Here is a 20033-nt window from a genome sequence, read left to right as displayed (position 1 = left end):
CATGATTTCAAAAGAACTAAATAATAGAGCCTTTAACTCTTAAGCTTACAAGATGTTAGGATCTTAGGATAAAGCGTTTACAAAAAACAATGGAATAACTTCTATATATAAAGTAAAATATGGTTAAAGGTTTTTTTTAGAGTTTAGAGCAATCGTTTGCGCATCGATGAAATGGGGGCCATGAAAAATGAAAGAAACACGAAGAAAAGTTAAAGTAATACATAAGCTGTTTTTGTTAATTATTCTATTAATCTTTGTGATTGTCGGTTCAGGTGGTTTTATTTATTTCTATAATGAAAAGGTTTCTTCTCAGTTTCATAATTTGATGGAAGTTGATGCTGTCCAAGAAGAGTATAACCGATACATAAATTTAATGGGTTCAATAGCTATAACAAACTACCAACTTATCACGACAGGATATTCGAAAGCAAATATTGATACCCTAAACAAAAGCCTAGAAGAAGCCAATGAGCAATATGCCAAAATCTTGCCGTTTTTTTTAGAAGAAGAGGAGTTAACTAATTATTCTATTCGTTTAGAGGAAGCTCTCGTTTCCTATAACGATATTGCAGATACTTATTTTTCAAAAATGTTTGTTGGAGATGAAATTGATAGAATAAAAAATAGGATATCGCCTGTCGTATCAAGAAACGAACAAACGACCGCAGTAGTTAACGAACGAATTATCGCGTACTTTCATCGACAGAAACATGCTTCTGAAAAAGAACTATTTGAAACAATAGAACAGAGCAATAAAACGTTAGTAACTAATAATCTGATTACGATTGTCTTTTCTATTTTTATTGTCATTTTATTTGGAAGAAACATGAATAGTGGAGTAAAGATGGTTGTTCAGAAAATTGACGCATTTAAGCGGGGAGAATACTTATACTCAAAGAAGTTGAAACGAAAAGATGAATTTGCTGATATAGACTTTGCTTTAGGGGAATTTGGTGTAAATATTGATAATATCATTGAAAAGAACGCAGAAATTGCGGATAAAGTTTATACATCAACAAATGAGATACTAGGATATTCGAAGGAAAATGTTAACGCAACTACAAATATTAAGCGTTTGATTGGGGATATTCATTTTCAAGTATCTGCACAGGTTGATCATACCAATTCTATATCTTCTGTTACTCAGGAAGTTTCGGCAAGTTCTGAGGAAATAACTGCCGCTGCAGAAATTATCCAAATAAATATGAAACAAATGAATAACGACGCGATTTCAGGTAGGGAAATAGTCACCCAACTGAATCAATCAGTCAATGAAGTTTCTGTTGAAGTGAATTCTTTAATTCCAGTTGTTCATACAGTTGTAGATAGAATAGACCATGTAACTAAGTTCTTGTCTGGTATAGATGAAATTACGAGGCAAACCAATTTGCTAGCTCTTAATGCTTCAATTGAGGCCGCTCGTGCAGGTGAAAAGGGAAAAGGGTTTGCTGTTGTAGCAGAGGAAATTCGTAAACTTTCTACACAAACGAATGAGTTTTCTCAAAAAACAAAAAATGTAATTTTATTAATTCAATCAGATACAAGGAATGTAGTTGATAAATTTCAGGCATTTCAAGACCTTTTTTCTCAAGCTGAGACGGCTGCGAACTCAATAACAGTTACTTTTGATGATATCTCATCGAATACTCGAAATTTGAATAAACAAACAGCTGACATCACGAGCGCCATGGAAGGTATTTCTAGTGGGATTATTGAAGTGGCTCATTCCATTAACGAATTAGCAGAAACTACTTCTATTTTATCGAGTCAAACAAAAATAATTTTGCAAGATATCGCTATTCAAGACTTGAATACGAATGAAATGGATCTCCTAGTACAACGCCTTCAAACAACAGCCAATGAATTAATGCTTACGATTGCATTACTTAAGAATGAACCATACATCCAAGAGTAAAAAAATAATTTTGTTAAGAAAAAATACTTGTATTCTCTTTTCGACATAGTATAATAAAGTTAAAGATAAACGATGCAAGCGATTTCATTTAGTTTTTGAGTAGCTTGCTTTTCTTTTTGAAGTTTGCGCAACCGTTTGTCTTTGTAGAAATCTTTATAGTTTTTGTTGTAAAATGAAACGCCTTACATAATTGATGGAACGGGTCATAAAAAATGAGATTTGCCTTTATTGTTAGTATAGGAAATTTATTTTGATGTAAATTAATCTTAGGCTGATGCTTAGAGGTGAACCGTTAGGAATGGCATTAAATTTAGTAAGACGTTCATTTCACATACTTAAAAATCCTTACAAAATTAAAGGGGGAAAAAGAAAATGTTTAAAAAGTCAACATTACTTACACTAGTACTAATGTTAATGCTAGCTTTAGCACTAGCAGCGTGTGGAGGCAAGGACGAAACAAAAGAGCCTACTCCAGAAACACCAGCAACTGATGAAACACCAGCAGAAGAACCTGCTACTGGCGAACCTGCAAAACCAGAAAGCTTAACAATGTGGGTTAATGATGAAGAAAGTCAATTAGATGCTTATGAAGAAATTGCTTCTAGATATGAAGCTGAAAGAGGAATTAAGGTTAATATCACTCCTTTCTCTATGTTAGATCAAGTGGATGCACTTTCATTAGATGGTCCTGCTGGAAAAGGTCCAGATATTTTCTTCCATCCACATGACAGAGTAGGATCAATTTTCTTACAAGGTCTTGCGGCTGAGTTAGAAGTTACTGAAGAGCAATTAGCTGGGTACCCTGAAGGAGCACTTCAAGCACTTAGCTATGAAGGAATTCAATTCGGTATTCCTGCTGTAATTGAAACTTACGGTTTATTCTACAATACTGATTTAATCCCAGAAGCTCCAGAAACAATGGATGATCTTCTTGCAATTGCTAAAGAATTAACAAATGCAGCAAATAATGAATATGGTTTCTTAATGGAAGCAACAAACTTTTATTTCACATACCCATTCTTAGCTGGTCCTGGCGGATACGTATTTGGTCGTGATGCAGAAGGTGGATACAACATCGAAGATATCGGTTTAGGAAATGCTGGTGCAGTTAAAGGTGGAGAATTAATTCAATCTTGGTTTACAGATGGACTTATTCCACAAGGAATTACTGGAGACGTTATGAATGGTTTATTCCGTGAAGGGAAAGTAGGAGCTGTTGTTACTGGTCCTTGGAGTATTCCTGACTATGTTGCTGATTTAGGAGACAAATTAAAGGTTACTACATTACCAACTATCGATGGTAAGAACCTAAACTCATTCTCAGGAGTTAAAGGTTGGTTCGTTTCTGAATACAGTGAAAACAAATATTGGGCAACTGATTTAGCGTTATTTATCACAAACGCTACAAATGGTGAACATTACTTTAACGTAGCTGGTGAGATCCCTGCTCGTACAGACGTAACAATCGATGACGAATTAAGAAATGGTATTTTAGCACAAGCAGAATTTGCTGAGCCAATGCCAAACGTACCAGAAATGTCTCAAGTTTGGGAACCAATGGCGGATGCCCTAAACTTCATTTCAAATGGTGATGATGTGGCTGAAGTTTTAGAAGAAGCAGTAGAACAAATTAGTGAACAAATTGCACTAACTGCTGGTAACTAATCAATTTTAAAGGCGGGAAAGGGAAACCTTTTTCGCCTCACTTATTCAAGCAGGAGGAAGCTGACATGTCGTCAAAAAACGCACAGCAAAACCATACAAATAATAAGTCTAAAAGTCATAACCCGACTTTAGCTACCCTGTTATCAATAATACCTGGAATAGGCCAGCTATATAACCGAAGATACATTAAAGGTTCAATCCTTTTTATTCTCTTTGCTGCTTTCATCATTGCCTTTTATGACTTTTTAACACTCGGTTATTGGGGATTATATACATTAGGGGAAACTCCTCGTATAGATGATTCAAGGGTTCTATTAAGTCAAGGCATCATATCACTTATTTTGACAGCCTTTGCATTAACGTTCTATGTTATTAATATCATTGACGCTCGTAAGGACGCAAAGAGAATACAAGAAGGTTGGACAATTCCTTCAGTGAGAGAAGCATTTCGTGACGCATGGGATAAAGGGTTTCCTTATTTACTTGTAGGACCTGGTTTGTTCTTATTAGTTTTCGTGGTTATTTTCCCGTTACTATACATGGTGTTTATTGCCTTTACAAACTATAGTCTCTACAATTCACCACCTAAGAACTTGTTAAGTTGGGTAGGGTTTGATAACTTTACTGCTTTAATAACAATGCCAATTTGGCGCAAAACATTCTTTACAGTACTTTCATGGACAGTTATTTGGACGGCTATTGCAACAACATTACAAATTGCTTTAGCGATGTTCTTAGCGATATTAGTCAATGATCCTAGAGTGAAGTTCAAACGACTTATTCGTACAGTATTGATTTTGCCTTGGGCAGTACCAGCTTTTGTTACGATTATCATTTTTACAGCTTTATTTAATGATAACTTCGGGGCAATTAACAAAGAAATAATCATTCCATTACTCGGTACAGGCATACCTTGGTTAACAGATCCATTTTGGACGAAAACGGCTTTAATTGGTATCCAAACTTGGTTAGGTTTCCCTTTTGTGTTTGCTTTATTTACTGGGGTACTCCAAAGTATCTCTTCTGACTGGTACGAAGCAGCTGATATCGATGGAGCAAACCGTTGGCAGAAATTCAGCAATATAACGTTCCCACATTTAATGTTTGCTACGGCACCACTACTGATTATGCAATACGCTGGTAACTTCAATAATTTCAATATTATTTACCTATTTAACCAGGGTGGCCCTGCAGTACGAAACCAAAACGCCGGTGGAACAGACATTTTGATTTCGTGGGTTTACAAATTAACATTTGAAACGAGCAACTTTAATATGGCTGCTGCAATCTCAATTATCCTAGGTTTAATTGTTGCAACATTTGCCTTCTTCCAATTCAGAAGAACCAAGTCCTTTAAAGAGGAGGGTAATTACTAATGGCTATGACAAAAAAGACAAAAAATATCTTAGAACTATCTGTAATCTATGTGATTATCGCAGCAATGTTTGTAGTTATTTTCTATCCCCTGCTATGGGCATTTGGGCTTTCGTTAAACCCTGGTACGAGTTTGTATGGTGCAAAGATGATTCCAGAGAATTGGTCATTTGTACATTATAAGTGGTTATTCACAGATCCAAGAAGTAATTATCTTATTTGGTATAAAAATACATTGATTGTAGCATTTGCAACGTCTCTTGCTTCAACATTCTTTGTATCCCTTGTTGCATATGCTTTTTCAAGATATCGTTTTGTGGGCCGTAAAAATGGTTTATATGCATTTTTACTGCTACAGATGTTTCCAGGTTTAATGGCGATGGTTGCCTTATACATCATTCTAAGTATCGTCGGTTTACTTGACAATTTACTTGGTTTAATCTTAATTTACGTTGGTGGATCAATTCCAATGAACGCGTTTCTAGTTAAAGGTTATTTTGATACAATTCCAAGAGAGCTAGACGAAAGTGCGAAAATTGATGGTGCAGGGCATTTCAGAATCTTTTTCCAAATTATGCTCCCACTTGCAAAGCCGATCTTAGCGGTTGTAGCATTATTTAATTTTATGGCACCATTTATGGACTTTATTCTACCGAGAATTATCCTTAGAAGTCCTGAAAAGTTTACGCTAGCATTAGGGTTGTTTAACTTTGTAAATGATCGCTTCGATAACAACTTTACAAGATTTGCAGCTGGAGCGATGCTTGTAGCAATTCCAATTGCACTGATTTTCTTAATGTTACAACGTTATTTAATTTCTGGTTTAACTTCAGGAGCAACAAAAGGATAAATCAATCCACTCGTGGACTAAAAAGGTACGGCTAAGGAGTCTCGTAAGATTTTTCCTTACTCCGTATCTTTTTCTTTGCTTATCAAAAACTAATTATATGATTCGATATTGTTTTAGGAGGAAAACAACAATGCAAGATACCAGCTTTGCAATACACCCGGGCACAAAGAAGCAATCAATAGGAGAGAATTTTAAGGATATTGGGGCATTTACTTCGTATACAGTTGAGGAAGATGTTGTTTCTTTTAAAACTGAAAATGGTTTTGTCAGTGTTATTTTTTATAACAATCATACTGTTAGAGTTACAATGAACCAGAAACAACAACCGTCGTTAAAAACGAGCTTCGCAATAATTGGAAACCGAGAAGGAATTATCCCAAATATTAATGAAAATGAAAACGACGTTCAGATTAAAACGAATGATCTTAATGTTATAGTGACAAAAAAACCTTTCCGTATTTCCATCAATGACAATGATGGGAGAGCCATTGTTGAAGAAGGTAAAAATGGGATGGCTTCAAATGAAAATGGGGAAGTCATTTGTTTTAAGAAGATGGACGAGTATGATCATTTCTATGGATTTGGTGAAAAAACTGGTTTTCTCAATAAACGTGGTGAAAAAATGGAGATGTGGAATACAGATGTGTATGCTCCGCATAATCCAGAGACAGATGCGCTTTATCAATCGATCCCGTTTTTTATTACACTAAGGGAAGGATTGGCCCATGGAATCTTTTTTGATAATACATGGAGAACTCACTTTGATTTGAAATCAGAGAAGGATACGTATTCTTTTAAAGCAGAAGGTGGACAACTTGATTATTATGTATTTAGAGGTCCAACTATAAAAGAAGTCCTTAACCAGTATACGAAACTAACAGGAACAATGCCGATACCACCTAAGTGGGCTCTTGGATACCATCAGTCCCGTTATAGTTATGAAACTGAAGAAGAAGTAAGAACATTGGTAAATAACTTTCTCGAAAAGAAAATTCCAGTTGATGCAATTTATTTAGACATTCATTATATGAACGAATACCGTGTATTTACTTTTGATCAAGACCGTTTTCCAACCGCGAAATCATTAGTTGAGGACTTAAATAAGGTAGGTATAAAAATTGTTCCAATCGTAGACCCAGGAGTGAAAGAAGACCCAGAGTATCCTATTTATCAAGAAGGTGTTCGAGAGAATTACTTTTGCAAATATCTTGAAGGTAATATTTACTTTGGTGATGTTTGGCCTGGAAATAGCGCTTTCCCAGATTTTACAAATTCAAAAGTCCGTAATTGGTGGGGACAAAAGCATAAATTTTACACTGATTTGGGCATAGCAGGAATTTGGAATGACATGAATGAGCCTGCGATATTTAATGAAACAAAAACAATGGATATTAAGGTTATGCATGAAAATGATGGAGATCCAAAAACCCATCGTGAATTGCATAATGTCTATGGCTTGTTAATGGGTGAAGCAACCTATGAGGGAATGAAGAAACAGCTTAATGGAAAAAGGACATTTTTATTAACGAGAGCGGGTTATGCAGGTGTACAGCGCTATGCATCCGTTTGGACAGGCGATAACCGTAGCTTTTGGGAGCATCTTCAGCTTGCCTTACCTATGTGTATGAATTTAGGAATGTCAGGTGTTGCATTTTGTGGACCTGATGTTGGAGGATTTGCTCATGATACATCTGGGGAATTGTTGATTCGTTGGACTCAATTTGGAACATTCACACCATATTTCCGTAATCATAGTGCCATTAATACGGTCAGACAAGAACCATGGTCATTTGGGGAAGATGTAGAAGTCTTAACGAAAAAATATATAGAACAACGCTATGTTTGGTTGCCACACCTTTATACGTTATTCCAGGAAGCCCATAAAACAGGTGTCCCTGTCATGAGACCACTAGTCTTAGAATATCCAACTGACGTAAATACGTTTAACTTATCTGATCAGTTTATGATAGGGGAGAATGTCATTGTAGCGCCAATATTAACGCCAACCACAAAGCACAGAGTTGTGTACTTACCTGAAGGTAGATGGATTAATTACTGGACAGATGAAATTTTAGAAGGAAATACTCACCACTTGGTTGAAGCCCCAATCGATATATTACCAATATTTATTAAAGAAGGATCAATTATCCCTCATGGAACGGTAAAACAATCGACAGCCACTCCGGAGGATGAATTAACTTATCATATTTATCTTGGTAAAGATAAATATGCAAGCTACCGACTGTATGAAGATGATGGTCAAACATTTGGTTATGAAAATGGAGAAACGTTTGAACAAGAAATCGTTTGTGAGAAGGAGCAAGGAACAATTTCTATTTCAGTAAGAGAGTCAAATGGTAGTTATGATCCTACATGGACAAAAGAAACGTTCGTTATACATGCTTGTAGCGAAGATGTCGTAGTTAGCATTAATGGGGAAGAAGTTTACGCAGTTGATAAAAAATATGATCATGCGACAAATAAATTAACAATAACTACTCTAAGGTAAAAAAATACATTGTTAACCTGTAGGTAAATAGCTAAACTAAAAATAAGCGAAAATGTATGCAAGAAATGAGGAGGAGCTATGGCGGTAACAATTAAGGATGTTGCAAAGTTAGCAAATGTTGCGCCTTCCACCGTGTCTCGAGTAATTGCTAATAGTCCGAGAATTAGCCAAAAAACAAAAGATAAAGTGCGGGAGGCAATGGAGAAGTTAGGCTATCATCCAAACTTTAATGCAAGAAGTTTAGCCAATAAAAGTACAAATACAATCGGAATTGTAATGCCTAGCTCAGCGAACAAGGCGTTTCAAAATCCCTTTTTCCCTGAGGTTATGCGAGGGATTAGTACAAAAGCCCATCAAGAAGGCTTTGGACTTTATTTATCAACGGGGCAAACAGAAGATGAAATCTTTGAAGAAGTTGTTCATATGGTTCAAGGAGGAAGAGTAGATGGGATCATCTTATTGTATTCGAGAATTAATGATCGTATCATGCCTTATTTACAACTACAAAATTTCCCATTCGTATTAATTGGGCGACCATATGGAGAACATTTCCAAGATGTCACATATGTAAATAACGATAATTATAAAGCAGCCAAAACGGTTACGGAATATCTTATCTTACTAGGTCATCAGCACATTGCGTTTATTGGAGGAGAGCTTGATTTTGTTGTTACGGTGGACCATAAAAAAGGATACGAACAGGCGTTAGAAAATGCTAACCTTCCTATCAAACCTGAATATGTTGTCTTCCATCAGGAGTTACAAGAAGGTGGTCAGGATGCGATTATTGAGCTAATGAGTTTAAATCAGCCACCATCTGCGCTAGTTGTTTCTGATGACATCATGACCTTTGGTGTTATGAGAATGCTTAGTGAAATGGGCATCCGTGTTCCAGAAGACATTTCTATTATTAGCTTTAACAATGTGTTAATTTCAGAACTTTCTTCACCACCGATGTCGACCGTAGATATTAACATTTTCGGCTTAGGTTTTGAGGCAACAAATTTAGTGATCGAAAAGATAAAGCAACCAGAGCTAGAGCCCCAAAACGTTATTATTCCACATAAATTGGTTAAGCGACAAACATGTAAAAAGGTAATTTACCAAAAACAGTAAAACTTGGCGAGGATGGCAAAAGGTCATCCTCGCTTTTGCTTTACATGAGTGAATTTCGTAATTACCTTAAACGAGCTATATCAATTCAGTAGCGAAAATAATTAGTTAAAATTCATTTACATGAAAAATTTATACATATTGTAAAAAATCCCAGTGAAATGTGATATATTTAGATATAACTTAATTGATTTTTGTAGACGAAGAGGTAGGTGTAGGTGTTGTCACAGTATAAATGGTTTAGATATGGACTAGCTGTCATTATGTTGTTTCTTATTTTATATTTGGGTACATTAGTTCAATTTATTTTTCGACCAATAGTTGTGTTTGTAGAAACTTTATTTTTCCCCTTTTTATTAGCGGGAGTACTTTATTATTTATTTCGACCGATTGTCAACTATTTAGACAAGCAAAAAGTCCCCAAGACAGTTGCAATTATCTTAATTTACTTATCGGTAATCGGGTTACTAACTCTACTTGTACTGTTAGTTGGACCAGTCTTACAAAGACAGGTGAATAGTTTGGTTAATAACTTTCCGTATCTAATAAGTGAAATCCGGGCAATTTTTATCCAACTTCAAGATAATGAGTGGTTTAATCGATATCAGGCGGCTGAAACCTTATCCTTAAATAAAATTTCTGAAAATATGACCCAATATATTAACCAAGCCTTTAATATTATTAGTACAAATATTTCTGGATTAATTGGATTTGTGGCAAATCTAGTGATTATATTCATTATCATTCCGTTTATTTTGTTTTACATGTTGAAAGAAGGGGAAAAAGCTCCTAATCAAGTACTGAAATTATTACCTGAAAAACAAAGGATCGAAGGAAGTAAAATCCTAAGAGATATGGATGTAAAACTAAGCTCATACATCCAAGGACAAATTCTTGTCAGTCTATGTGTAGGTATTCTGATGTACGCAGGCTTTTTAATTATTGGTATCGATTATTACTTTATTCTTGCCTTAATTGCAATGTTTACAAATGTAATTCCGTTTGTGGGGCCTTGGATTGGAACGGTTCCAGCATTAATTGTTGCATTAATACACTCTCCATTTATGGTTGCCAAAGTATTAATCGTCATCTTGGTTGTTCAGCAATTTGAGAGTAACTTTATCTCGCCGCAAATCATGGGCAAAAAGCTAGCCGTTCATCCGCTTACAATTATTTTGCTATTAATTGTTGCTGGTAGATTTGCAGGGATAGTCGGTATGCTTTTAGCTGTACCAACCTACGCAGTTTGTAAAGTAGTTGTAAGTCATACGTATCGCTTAATTAAACTCAGAAATAAAATAGAATAATTAGTAACTGCAATTACTCTTTTATTGCAAACATTGCCAAGCCTTTGCTTGGCTTTTTTGCTTGAAGTGGGAATAAATAAGCGAATAACAATGATGTTTTAAACCAGTTACAATAAGTAATAATGTAGAGAAGGACATTGATTTTGAATTACGAGTCAAGAATCTTGTATTTGCATTCGTTATTTTGTAAAGTAAATGAAATAGAAATAGTATAGTTTTGAAAGTGAGGAAATAAGAATGGCCTTTATCCAAGATGGGGTTAAACAAATTGAACAAGAAGAACTCAAAGAAGTTCTGAAAACTGGCTCAGAAAAGGTTGTAGTAATAGATGTAAGAGAAAGAGAGGAGTATAATGCATCCCATATTCCAGGTATCCCACTGATTCCAATGTCAAATTTCCCAAATGTAATTAATGATTTAAGAACAGATAAAGAATATATTATAGTATGTCGTAGTGGGAATAGGAGTCAACATGTTGCACTCTTTTTAAAGGAACATGGTATTACTGCACATAACTTTTATGGTGGCATGCTTTCATGGGGTGATGAAGTCCAGACAGGTTTAGAAAATGTCATAACTGATATTTCGCAACTATATAAATAATAACATTAAGTAAAGGGCTGTCTCACAGAGAGATAGCCCTTTTTGATTTCCCTATGCAAACCACATCATTTATAAGTGATCTGTCTTCTTAGAATACTGCCTTTCTCCACGTTCTTCCGTGTTTTTTTCCTTCATAACATTTTTCATATGTCGTTTTGCATTATGATCCTGTTTCTTTTTGTCATCATCTTTTGTATGAGGCATGATAGTTACTCCTTTCAGTCATTCTTTTTTTAGTATTTCCACGACAAAAATGTTGTATGTACAAAGAAAAATTTGTACATTCTTCTAAAACTGGATACCTTAAGACTAGTTAACCTCAAGCCTAATTTGAGTATGATCGTTATAGGACATTTTACTTTAAGGAATAGTACTCGTAATGAAAGGAGAAATAACGTTTTGGAAACTTTTAAAAATATGATTGTCTATATTTTTGGTTCATTATTACTCGCAGTTTCGTTAAACTTTTTTCTTATACCTGCTAATGTCTTTGCCAGTGGTTTTACTGGAATTGCGCAAATATTAGCGGCATTAACTCCAATCTCCACAGGAGTATACCTATTTATTTTGAATATACCAGTAGCAATTTTAGGTTGGTTGAAAATTGGGAAGAAATTTACGGTATTTAGTTTTATTAACGTTGCAATATCCACCTTTTTTCTAGAAATATTGCCAATCGTTTCAATTTCTGAGGACATTTTATTAAATTCTGTTTTTGGTGGAGTTATTATGGCTATAGGTGCTGGTGTTATTTTAAAATACGGCTCTTCAACAGGTGGGGTTGATATTATTGCTTTAGTCCTAGCAAGATATAGTGACCGACCTTTAGGAACATATTTCTTTGTCATTAATGGGGTAATTGTACTAACAGCTGGTCTTATTTTTGATTGGGAGAAAGCTTTATATACGCTTGTTACCTTATATGTTGGTTCAAGAATAATTGATGCGATTCACACTAGACATGTTAAATTAACAGCTATGATCGTTACGAATAAACCTGATGATCTACAACAAGCAATTCATGAACAACTAACTAGAGGAATTACAAGAATTCCAGCGAAAGGCGGTTACTCTAAAGAAAGTAAAGAAATGCTTATGATAGTCATAACAAGATATGAACTTTATCATTTAAAGAACATAATTGCTTCAGTTGATGATAAAGCATTTACAAATGTCATTGAAACAGCTGGGATTTATGGATTATTTAGAAAAGAAAATTGACTAGGATGTCTTCATGTAGGGTAAAGGGAGGAGCTAATGTTAAAAGTAGTTTCAATTGCTATTTTAGGTTTATTCTTGAGCACAGGTTGTGGGACGAATATAGAAAGCATAGATTATGATAGTGGAGATGAGGCAATGGATTTAAAAGCTACTCTTAACATTGAGGAAGTGGGGGAGACTATGCAATTTGAACTAACACTTACTAATGAAGGAGATGAAAAAGTACTCGTTCAATTTCCATCAGGTCAGCAGTTTGAAATTACGGTTAGAGATGAAGATCAAAATATCGTCTACAGGTATAGTGATGGGAAGATGTTTACAATGGCGATTATATCGAAAGAAATTAAGCCAAAGGAAAAACTAGTTTGGACGGATACCTGGGAAGATGCAGTTCCAGGTACTTATACAGTTACTTGTGAACTGCAAATTATGTCTATAAACGGAGAAAGTGTCGATCGTGATCAGTTTACCGTTCAAAAATCGGTAAAATTTGAAAAATAGGTGTGGCAAATTGCCCACCTATTTTTCTTCATGTAAATCTTTTTTTACTTGTTTGCCGATCGCTGCCAAAAATGAAATCCACTCTTTACTAAGTTGATCCTTATCTATTGATGAAGGTTCTGAAACTGGGAGCTTTGAAGATATTTTCCAATAGTTCCTAAACTGTTCAGGTAGTTGTTCATCAGACATAGTTCGAATACGCTCCTTTCATGTCTTGCAATCATGTTATTGAAGACGTGGTTGCTTGCGCTTTTCTTATGAAAGACTAGATATTCTTAGTTTTAAGAATTGCTCTAATTCATTGGTAGTTAACTCAGAAAGTTTATTCTCATTTGCATTTAAGATTTGATCAGACAATGCCTGTTTCTTTTCAAGCATGAGATGTATTTTTTCTTCTAAGGTTCCTTTTGTAAGTAACTTATGAACTGTTACATCCTCGGTTTGGCCAATACGGTAGGCACGGTCAGTTGCTTGATTTTCAACGGCTGGGTTCCACCATCGATCATAATGAATAACATGTGTGGCTGCAGTTAAATTTAAGCCAACTCCACCTGCTTTTAAAGATAGTATAAAAAATGGTGTATCTGTATTCATGAATTCCCAAATAAGTTCCTCACGTTTCTGTCTCTGTAAGCTTCCGTGTAGAAAGGGTATCGTTGTGTTGAATTTACTCTCTAACCCTTTTTGAATAATTGACCCCATTTCTTTGTACTGAGTAAAAATAAGGGCCTTTTCATTATTAGAAGCAATAGTTTCAGACAATAGCATCAATTCTTCCCATTTTTCAGAACGATTATCTAGAGCGCCATTTTCTTTTAAGTAGTGAACTGGATGATTACATATTTGTTTTAGTTTTGTTAAACTACTTAAAATTAGTGCTCTTCGTTCCATTTCTGAAACAGTATCAATTTTATCAAAGAGATCATTAATAACGGCTTGATATAGACTGGCTTGCTCTACAGTTAGACCGACGCGGTGGATAATTTCCTTCTTATCCGGAAGCTGTAAATGAATTTCCTTATCTTGCTTTGTTCTTCTGAGTAAGAAAGGAGAGATCATCGAACGTAATTCGTTTAGTTTTTCGTTGTTTTGCTCAGAGCCTTCGATTTCCCTAATAAAAATCTTTGAAAATTGCTGAAATGATCCAAGGAAATGATCATTTAGCATATCAATAATTGACCAAAGTTCTTTTAGGCGATTTTCTATTGGTGTTCCAGTTAGTGCGATTCGATGAACAGCTTCGATTTCTTTAATACTCCTTCTTTGCTTGGTTTCAATATTTTTAACGTGTTGTGCCTCGTCTAAAATTAATGCTTCCCAAATTCTAGAGGTCCAAATGTTTTCGTCACGGACAGCAAGTGCATAAGAAGTGATGACGATATCGACGTTATCTAGTAATATTTCTTCCTCTATTGAGCGGTGTTGCCCATGATGAACATATACATTTAGAGTTGGTGCAAAAAGTCCCAATTCATGTTCCCAATTTCCAATTAATGAAGTAGGACAGATCAATAGAAAAGGTTGTTGTAGGTTTTGGTGATAAGCTTCTTTTACTGCCAATAGGTATGTAATCGTCTGTATTGTTTTTCCTAAACCCATATCATCTGCTAGGCAGGCCCCAAACCCTATTTTTCTCATATTTAATAACCATGAAAAACCATCGTGTTGATAAGGTCTAAGAGATCCATTAAGGGTGGTAGGAATACCTGCTTTCTTCCAGGAATGTATTGAAAGGTCATTTAACAATGAGCCAATTTTTTTGTTCCATTGAGCTTCCCAGTGGATGTTTTTACCTCTCTCTTCCTGGAGGTTAAGTTGAAAAGCTTGCATATACGTAAGCTTTTTTTTGTTTTTATAAGCCTGGATCTTGGAGTGAATTTGCTCAGCAGTAGTTATGTCCCAAAAAACCCACTTACCTCTAAGTTTTACAATTGGTCGTTTATGATTCACAAGCTCGTGAAATTCTTGCTCAGTTACGGTTATTCCGGCAACAGAAATAGAGTAGTCGAAATCTGCAATGGCTTGCCAATTTAATAAAGGCTCAGCAGTACTTCTTGTTTCTGAAATTTCTTTTTGCGTAAGGGTTACTGCAAAATGATCCTCTTTTTTATGCCACCAACTAGGAACTAGAATTACAATTCCCAACTCCTGAAAAGCCGTGTCATTTTTGAAAATCAATTCGTAAGCACCATCCACAGACATTTGGATGGAAGGCGTTGATAATGAAAAATGCTTTAATTCTTTAATTCTTTGTGTGCCTCTTCGTAATGCTTCCTTAAAAAAAGTAATTGGATTTTCACGCCAAGGGTGATCACCAATTAAGAGATCTGCAACATCTATCATCAACGATTGGTCAGTACGATCTTGAATAAACAACGTTAATTGCCAAAGATCTGAACCTTTTTTTTCTTCAATTCTGAGTCCGAGTTTAAATGGTGAGACCTCTACAGCACCAATACTTTCTAAAAAACGTTGATGCTCCGCAGTTGACTCAAAGGCCTGAGCTTCCTTTTCGATACCAGATAATAGCTTTTTAATAGTTGGCGATTGGCTTTGTTTTAACTGGTTAAATGCTTCAACAACTTCCTCATCTACTTTGAGAATATTGGTGACATAACTAGTAACGAATTGTTGGCAAAATTCAACAAGTGAATTTTTTTCAAATGCTTTATCCATAAAAGAGTAATTTGTAGGAATTAATGAAAGAAGCGATGGTGGTGCACAGTTTTGCCAATCAAAAACTGGGAAGTTAGGTATTTCCCAGGCTCCATTTTTGTTTGGTATTAATTGACCAAACCCAATCTCATTTAAGAGTGCAATCAAGAGCTCTTGGACAAATAAGAAATCATCTGCAAGTTGCCATTCTGGTGTGTTAGTTAAATTTAGTAAAGTTCCGGTAAAAGAGTGGATATTATTTAATTCAATATCAATTCCTTTTATAGGAAAGAGATGATTTTCATAGTTCGCTGGTACATGGTAAACAGGTACATTGCCAGCCAAACTATAAAATAAGCGGTTGTTTAATGGAACTTGAATATGACAATCACTAATATCTAGAAACGTCCCGTAAAATGAAGCTTGGTGCTTGCGAAACAAAGATAATTTTAATTCAAAAGGAGAATAAAGAAAGGGATATTTAAATGGCTCAATATCAACATATTTTTTATGTTTTTTTTGCTCACCCCAAATAAACAAACTATATCCATTTTTCCCTTTTAAATTCCACCATGAACGATAATCGGGTTTGGATTGTAACTATTTATCAATTTTTTTCAGCTCCTGAATAAACGCACGGTAAGTTTTAAATCTTTGTTTAAGTCCAGTAACATATGTGTTGTAAATTTGCTGCTTATCTAATTTCATGTAGATACTTTTTAACTGCTTAATGTATAGAGCGGCTTCTTCATAATGGACTCTTGATTTTTTTTGAACTAGTCTTTCCACTAACTGATGGAAGAAGGGAAGGAGTAATTCAGGTTTTTGCTTCATAACTACTTTTAATAATTTTTCAATCTCTGGTGTAATAATATTAGATTCTTTTCTATGAGTTATCAAGGTTGTAAGGGCGTCTTCAAAAAGCTCCTGATCTGTCATGATCTGATAATAGGTTGCTTCTGTTTGAGGACGATATAAATCAGCTTGTAATTTAGGAATAATATAGTGTAAAATTTTTTCCTTTTCCACTTCGTTACTTTTACCAATTCTTGATTTAAAGGTTAAAAAACTCGGTTGATTAAGCCAATTTTTCCAAACGATTGTAAGTTTTTCTTCGTCTGTACCCGTTTCAATTAACATGTCTTCATAAAGTTTACCAAGAACAGACCCTTGTTTAGGTTTTCAAGTGGGAAAAACAAATCAAACCAGTGTTTCATCATTACATAATCACTTTTTTGCTCCATTAGTAAAAATGATCTATGAGGTCACTATGGTGTAATTGAGGTTTGATGTTTTTTAATAATGATAGTGAACGCGCGCCATCGTTAGCTTGTAGAAATAAAAGACTAGAAAGCTTAGTGATAAATAAATTGTTTTCCTCTTCTTTTAAGAGTAGTTTCGCATGCTTGTTTAAGATATCTTGGCTTTCTTCACAAAGTAGCCATGTTGCAAGGAGTTTATCGTAGGGAGAACCACTGCCATAAAGGGTTCTTTGCTCGAATAGAAACTCGGTATACCAGGTATAGAATTGAGAGTGTCTATCAACTTCCTGCTTAAGAGAAAAATAGCCATAGTGGAGCAATTCATTGAAAAAGCTAAGAAACGATTTTGCCGGAACCGATAAGTCTCATATTCTGTTGCTTTTTTTATATAGCTCGTCCATCACAACTGTCATGGCCATTATTTGAAGTTGGTTAGTTTCCGATACCTCAAGTAGAGTAAGATCTTCGTGAAACCTTTGGACTACTAAACTAGAGTGGTCATTACTAAAGTGGCCACTCTTTGAGAGAAGTTGGTAAATTACTTTAACATAAGGATCCAGATCATTTCTCAAATATTCCATCACGATCGCTGGTTCATTGTAAGGATACTCTGCAGCAATTTCTAACGAAAGTGATGGAGTATCCTCTAATGATTTTTTTAATTCCAATAAAACAGCAACTAGATGTTTTGCACATATCTTCATAAGGACAGTCGCAATGACTTAGCGATAAATTCTCTAGATTTACCTCAACTTCGTAGTCAGTTGTTCCGGTTACTGTTGCTGTAACCTTATCGTTAACTAATTCCATTTTCGTAACATTTCCCTTATAAAAGTAATGTAATCCACGTTCAATTATACGACTTTGGAAATAGTTTTCTAAAAAATAATCGATATTAATCCTTAATTGCTTTTTATTCATAAGTCACCACTTATACGACATGTATTTTTTCTTTCATCTCATCTCTCTATTGTAATACTAAAAGGTATAGTAAAACAAATCGACTTGATGTTCGTTACAATAAAAAGTATATAGACTTAATACTGCAATTGCGCTAAGTACGACAATAATTAAATTTGAAGTTAACATGGCAACGCCAAATGCGGTTACCCCCCCGATTATTCCAAACCAGATATTATCCTGAACAAATAAAATTCCCGGAAAGATGAGTGCACCTAAGGCTGCATAAGGAACATTTGAAGGATTGCTTTTACTTTAGGAGGCATTTCTTTACCGTTAATGGTTACTAGAGGTAAAACTCTAGGTATATATGTTACAACAGCCATCCCCATGATGTATGATTAACATTGTATTCGACATCTTAACCACACTCCTTATCATACTGTTCTGTAGTTGTTGTAGGTTTTTCGCAATTTTACTATAAATGATTTCGATTATGATAGAGGAGGCCAAAGTGGCAATAATAATTGCCCACCCACTTGGGATAAATATGGTTAAAATAGAATTAAAATTGCGGCGAAAAAGGCTAACCAAACAATTTTTACGATGTTTCTTTAGGGATGGTACTAACAAAGCAATAAACAACGCATACAAAGCGATTGACATACTTTTTTGTAATAGTTCTGGCAAGGAAGTTCCGATTACATATCCTATCCCCGAATTAACCACCCAACTAGAATAAGCGATAAATGCGACTCCCAATATATAGGAACTTGTTAACTTTCCTTCCTTAGTTGACGTAACAGCAAACACTTCGTCTGTCATACCAAAGGCATATAAGCTTTTATAAGAGGATGATCTTTTTCAGCTTTTTCGCTTATAGAGGTGCTCATTAATAAATGACGTATATTAATAATGAATGTTGTAAAAATAATTTCAAGGGCTCCAGTGCCGATGGCAATTAAGCTTAAAGACATATATTGCGCAGCACCAGCGAATACAAACGCACTCATTCCAATTGTTTCAATTAATGATAGGCCCGTACTTTCAGCAATAAAACCAAAGGTTAAGGCGACAGGTAAATAACCAAGAGCAATACTAAGGCCAGCTATTACTCCTTTTAAGAACTCAGATCGCTGGTTTTTTATTATAGGGAAAAACATTTTCTCGTCTCCTTTTCAAACGCATAATATTACTATTTTACTCCTGACTAATAAATTCTGTAAATAAGTTTAGAGTATAGAGTATGTAAGCTAAAAATTCCATCGAACTCACTTCGTAGGATTTTACAAAACAAAAGCTATGTAGCTGTCACTGAGAAAGAGGTGAACTAATGAAACTGATTGATGACGTTTATGAGATGTATAAGGATCATTTAACGGGTGATGAGGAAGATGTTTTAATTATTATTTATGGCGTTTTAGATGGTTTTAAGAACGAGGATTTTGCTAAGTTATTTCATGAACTTAGCTCAGAAGAAAAATTTGAAATGACTGTTTTATATTTATATGAAAAACTTAGGCTGAAACTTGCCCAAGAAGGTATTGGGCACATAGGAAATGGAGACGACCAGGGAACTCAAATTCTCCACTAAAAAGAGGAATTTTGAATGGGATGTTTTAGTAGTGCAACATCTTACTTCGAAATTCCTCATTTACTATTTTATAAAAAGAATACTGATTTCTTATTTCATTTGCGAAAACTGGCTTGCGAGTTCTACTTTTTCATCATCTGATAACATTTGCTCAGCCATAGGGAAGAGAATGTTTTCTTCTTTCATAAAGTGATCGGTTAATGTTAGATATACAATCTTTATGTGACGGAAAATTTCTAGAGCTTCAGCTTTAGAGACATTTTTATTTTCTTCTTTAATTACAGTAACTTTTTCCATAAATTCTTTTAGGTTTAATTTTGCAGTATTATGCTCATACTCCATCACTGCAATGGTCCGCCTTCTCGTCCAACGTATTTAACCATCATTTCAAATAAGATATCTTCTTCTCTATCTGAATGTGGTTCAAGCTCAGCTATAAAGATTTTAATTTTTTTCATGAAGTTGATCAATTGCTTCATTCCAACTTTCAATTGCTTCATCCGATTCAAAAGCTTGTACCATCTTGTTGAATTCAGCCATCTTCGCCAAAAGTGAAGGGTGTTC

General features: G+C 34.9%; 17 protein-coding genes and 2 pseudogenes. 11 read left to right on the top strand and 8 right to left on the bottom strand.

Annotated features, from left to right (window positions below; all coding sequences use genetic code 11):
- Positions 1-187 precede the first annotated feature (187 nt).
- From H1D32_RS09140 to H1D32_RS09105, 8 genes are all read left to right on the top strand, one after another.
- Complete coding sequence (locus tag H1D32_RS09140) at positions 188-1915, top strand: methyl-accepting chemotaxis protein (protein WP_261177979.1); 1728 nt, start codon at positions 188-190, stop codon at positions 1913-1915.
- 372 nt (positions 1916-2287) lie between these two features.
- A complete protein-coding gene (locus tag H1D32_RS09135; protein ID WP_261177978.1) occupies positions 2288-3580 on the top strand; it encodes an extracellular solute-binding protein in 1293 nt (430 codons plus the stop codon).
- A gap of 65 nt (positions 3581-3645) precedes the next feature.
- Positions 3646-4956: a sugar ABC transporter permease gene (locus H1D32_RS09130; RefSeq protein ID WP_261177977.1), complete on the top strand. Its 1311-nt coding sequence runs from the start codon at positions 3646-3648 to the stop codon at positions 4954-4956.
- Positions 4957-4961: 5 nt separating this feature from the next.
- Positions 4962-5804 carry a sugar ABC transporter permease gene (locus H1D32_RS09125; protein ID WP_261177987.1) on the top strand — a complete coding sequence of 281 codons (843 nt, stop codon included), beginning with the start codon at positions 4962-4964 and terminating at the stop codon, positions 5802-5804.
- Positions 5805-5934: 130 nt separating this feature from the next.
- Positions 5935-8313, top strand: coding sequence for a glycoside hydrolase family 31 protein (locus tag H1D32_RS09120; RefSeq protein ID WP_261177976.1), 2379 nt, complete (start codon positions 5935-5937; stop codon positions 8311-8313).
- Between the two features lie 78 nt (positions 8314-8391).
- Complete coding sequence (locus H1D32_RS09115) at positions 8392-9429, top strand: LacI family DNA-binding transcriptional regulator (RefSeq protein ID WP_261177975.1); 1038 nt, start codon at positions 8392-8394, stop codon at positions 9427-9429.
- 215 nt (positions 9430-9644) lie between these two features.
- On the top strand, positions 9645-10733 hold the full coding sequence (locus tag H1D32_RS09110; protein ID WP_314733385.1) for an AI-2E family transporter: 1089 nt from the start codon (positions 9645-9647) through the stop codon (positions 10731-10733).
- A gap of 237 nt (positions 10734-10970) precedes the next feature.
- On the top strand, positions 10971-11336 hold the full coding sequence (locus tag H1D32_RS09105) for a rhodanese-like domain-containing protein (RefSeq protein WP_261177973.1): 366 nt from the start codon (positions 10971-10973) through the stop codon (positions 11334-11336).
- 69 nt (positions 11337-11405) lie between these two features.
- Here the strand turns inward: H1D32_RS09105 and H1D32_RS09100 are convergent, their stop codons facing one another.
- Complete coding sequence (locus tag H1D32_RS09100) at positions 11406-11540, bottom strand: DUF3941 domain-containing protein (protein WP_261177972.1); 135 nt, start codon at positions 11538-11540, stop codon at positions 11406-11408.
- 213 nt (positions 11541-11753) lie between these two features.
- Between H1D32_RS09100 and H1D32_RS09095 the strand changes: the two genes are divergently transcribed.
- Both H1D32_RS09095 and H1D32_RS09090 read left to right on the top strand, forming a co-directional pair.
- Positions 11754-12557, top strand: coding sequence for a YitT family protein (locus H1D32_RS09095; RefSeq protein ID WP_261177986.1), 804 nt, complete (start codon positions 11754-11756; stop codon positions 12555-12557).
- Positions 12558-12593: 36 nt separating this feature from the next.
- Complete coding sequence (locus H1D32_RS09090) at positions 12594-13058, top strand: BsuPI-related putative proteinase inhibitor (RefSeq protein WP_261177971.1); 465 nt, start codon at positions 12594-12596, stop codon at positions 13056-13058.
- An 18-nt stretch (positions 13059-13076) separates the two neighbouring features.
- Here the strand turns inward: H1D32_RS09090 and H1D32_RS09085 are convergent, their stop codons facing one another.
- The 6 genes and pseudogenes from H1D32_RS09085 to H1D32_RS09060 all read right to left on the bottom strand — a co-directional run.
- Positions 13077-13247 carry a hypothetical protein gene (locus H1D32_RS09085; protein WP_261177970.1) on the bottom strand — a complete coding sequence of 57 codons (171 nt, stop codon included), beginning with the start codon at positions 13245-13247 and terminating at the stop codon, positions 13077-13079.
- Positions 13248-13313: 66 nt separating this feature from the next.
- Positions 13314-16253 carry a DEAD/DEAH box helicase gene (locus H1D32_RS09080; RefSeq protein ID WP_261177969.1) on the bottom strand — a complete coding sequence of 980 codons (2940 nt, stop codon included), beginning with the start codon at positions 16251-16253 and terminating at the stop codon, positions 13314-13316.
- Positions 16254-16313: 60 nt separating this feature from the next.
- A complete protein-coding gene (locus tag H1D32_RS09075; RefSeq protein ID WP_261177967.1) occupies positions 16314-16853 on the bottom strand; it encodes a hypothetical protein in 540 nt (179 codons plus the stop codon).
- A gap of 487 nt (positions 16854-17340) precedes the next feature.
- Entirely contained in the window at positions 17341-17679 is a 339-nt protein-coding gene (locus H1D32_RS09070) for a hypothetical protein (RefSeq protein ID WP_261177966.1), read from the bottom strand.
- Positions 17680-17953: 274 nt separating this feature from the next.
- Positions 17954-18267: pseudogene (locus tag H1D32_RS09065) on the bottom strand (AzlD domain-containing protein).
- 94 nt (positions 18268-18361) lie between these two features.
- A pseudogene (locus tag H1D32_RS09060) lies at positions 18362-19038 on the bottom strand (AzlC family ABC transporter permease); the annotation flags it as partial.
- A gap of 170 nt (positions 19039-19208) precedes the next feature.
- On the opposite strand from H1D32_RS09060, the gene H1D32_RS09055 reads away from it, so the two are divergent.
- On the top strand, positions 19209-19469 hold the full coding sequence (locus H1D32_RS09055) for a DUF6154 family protein (RefSeq protein ID WP_261177965.1): 261 nt from the start codon (positions 19209-19211) through the stop codon (positions 19467-19469).
- 90 nt (positions 19470-19559) lie between these two features.
- Here the strand turns inward: H1D32_RS09055 and H1D32_RS09050 are convergent, their stop codons facing one another.
- The gene (locus H1D32_RS09050) at positions 19560-19814 is read right to left on the bottom strand and encodes a hypothetical protein (RefSeq protein ID WP_261177964.1); all 255 of its coding nucleotides are present in this window, start codon (positions 19812-19814) and stop codon (positions 19560-19562) included.
- Positions 19815-20033 lie beyond the last annotated feature (219 nt).

Source organism: Anaerobacillus sp. CMMVII (assembly GCF_025377685.1).
Classification (GTDB): Bacteria; Bacillota; Bacilli; order Bacillales; family Anaerobacillaceae; genus Anaerobacillus.
This window is presented reverse-complemented; position numbering and strand designations above follow the sequence as displayed.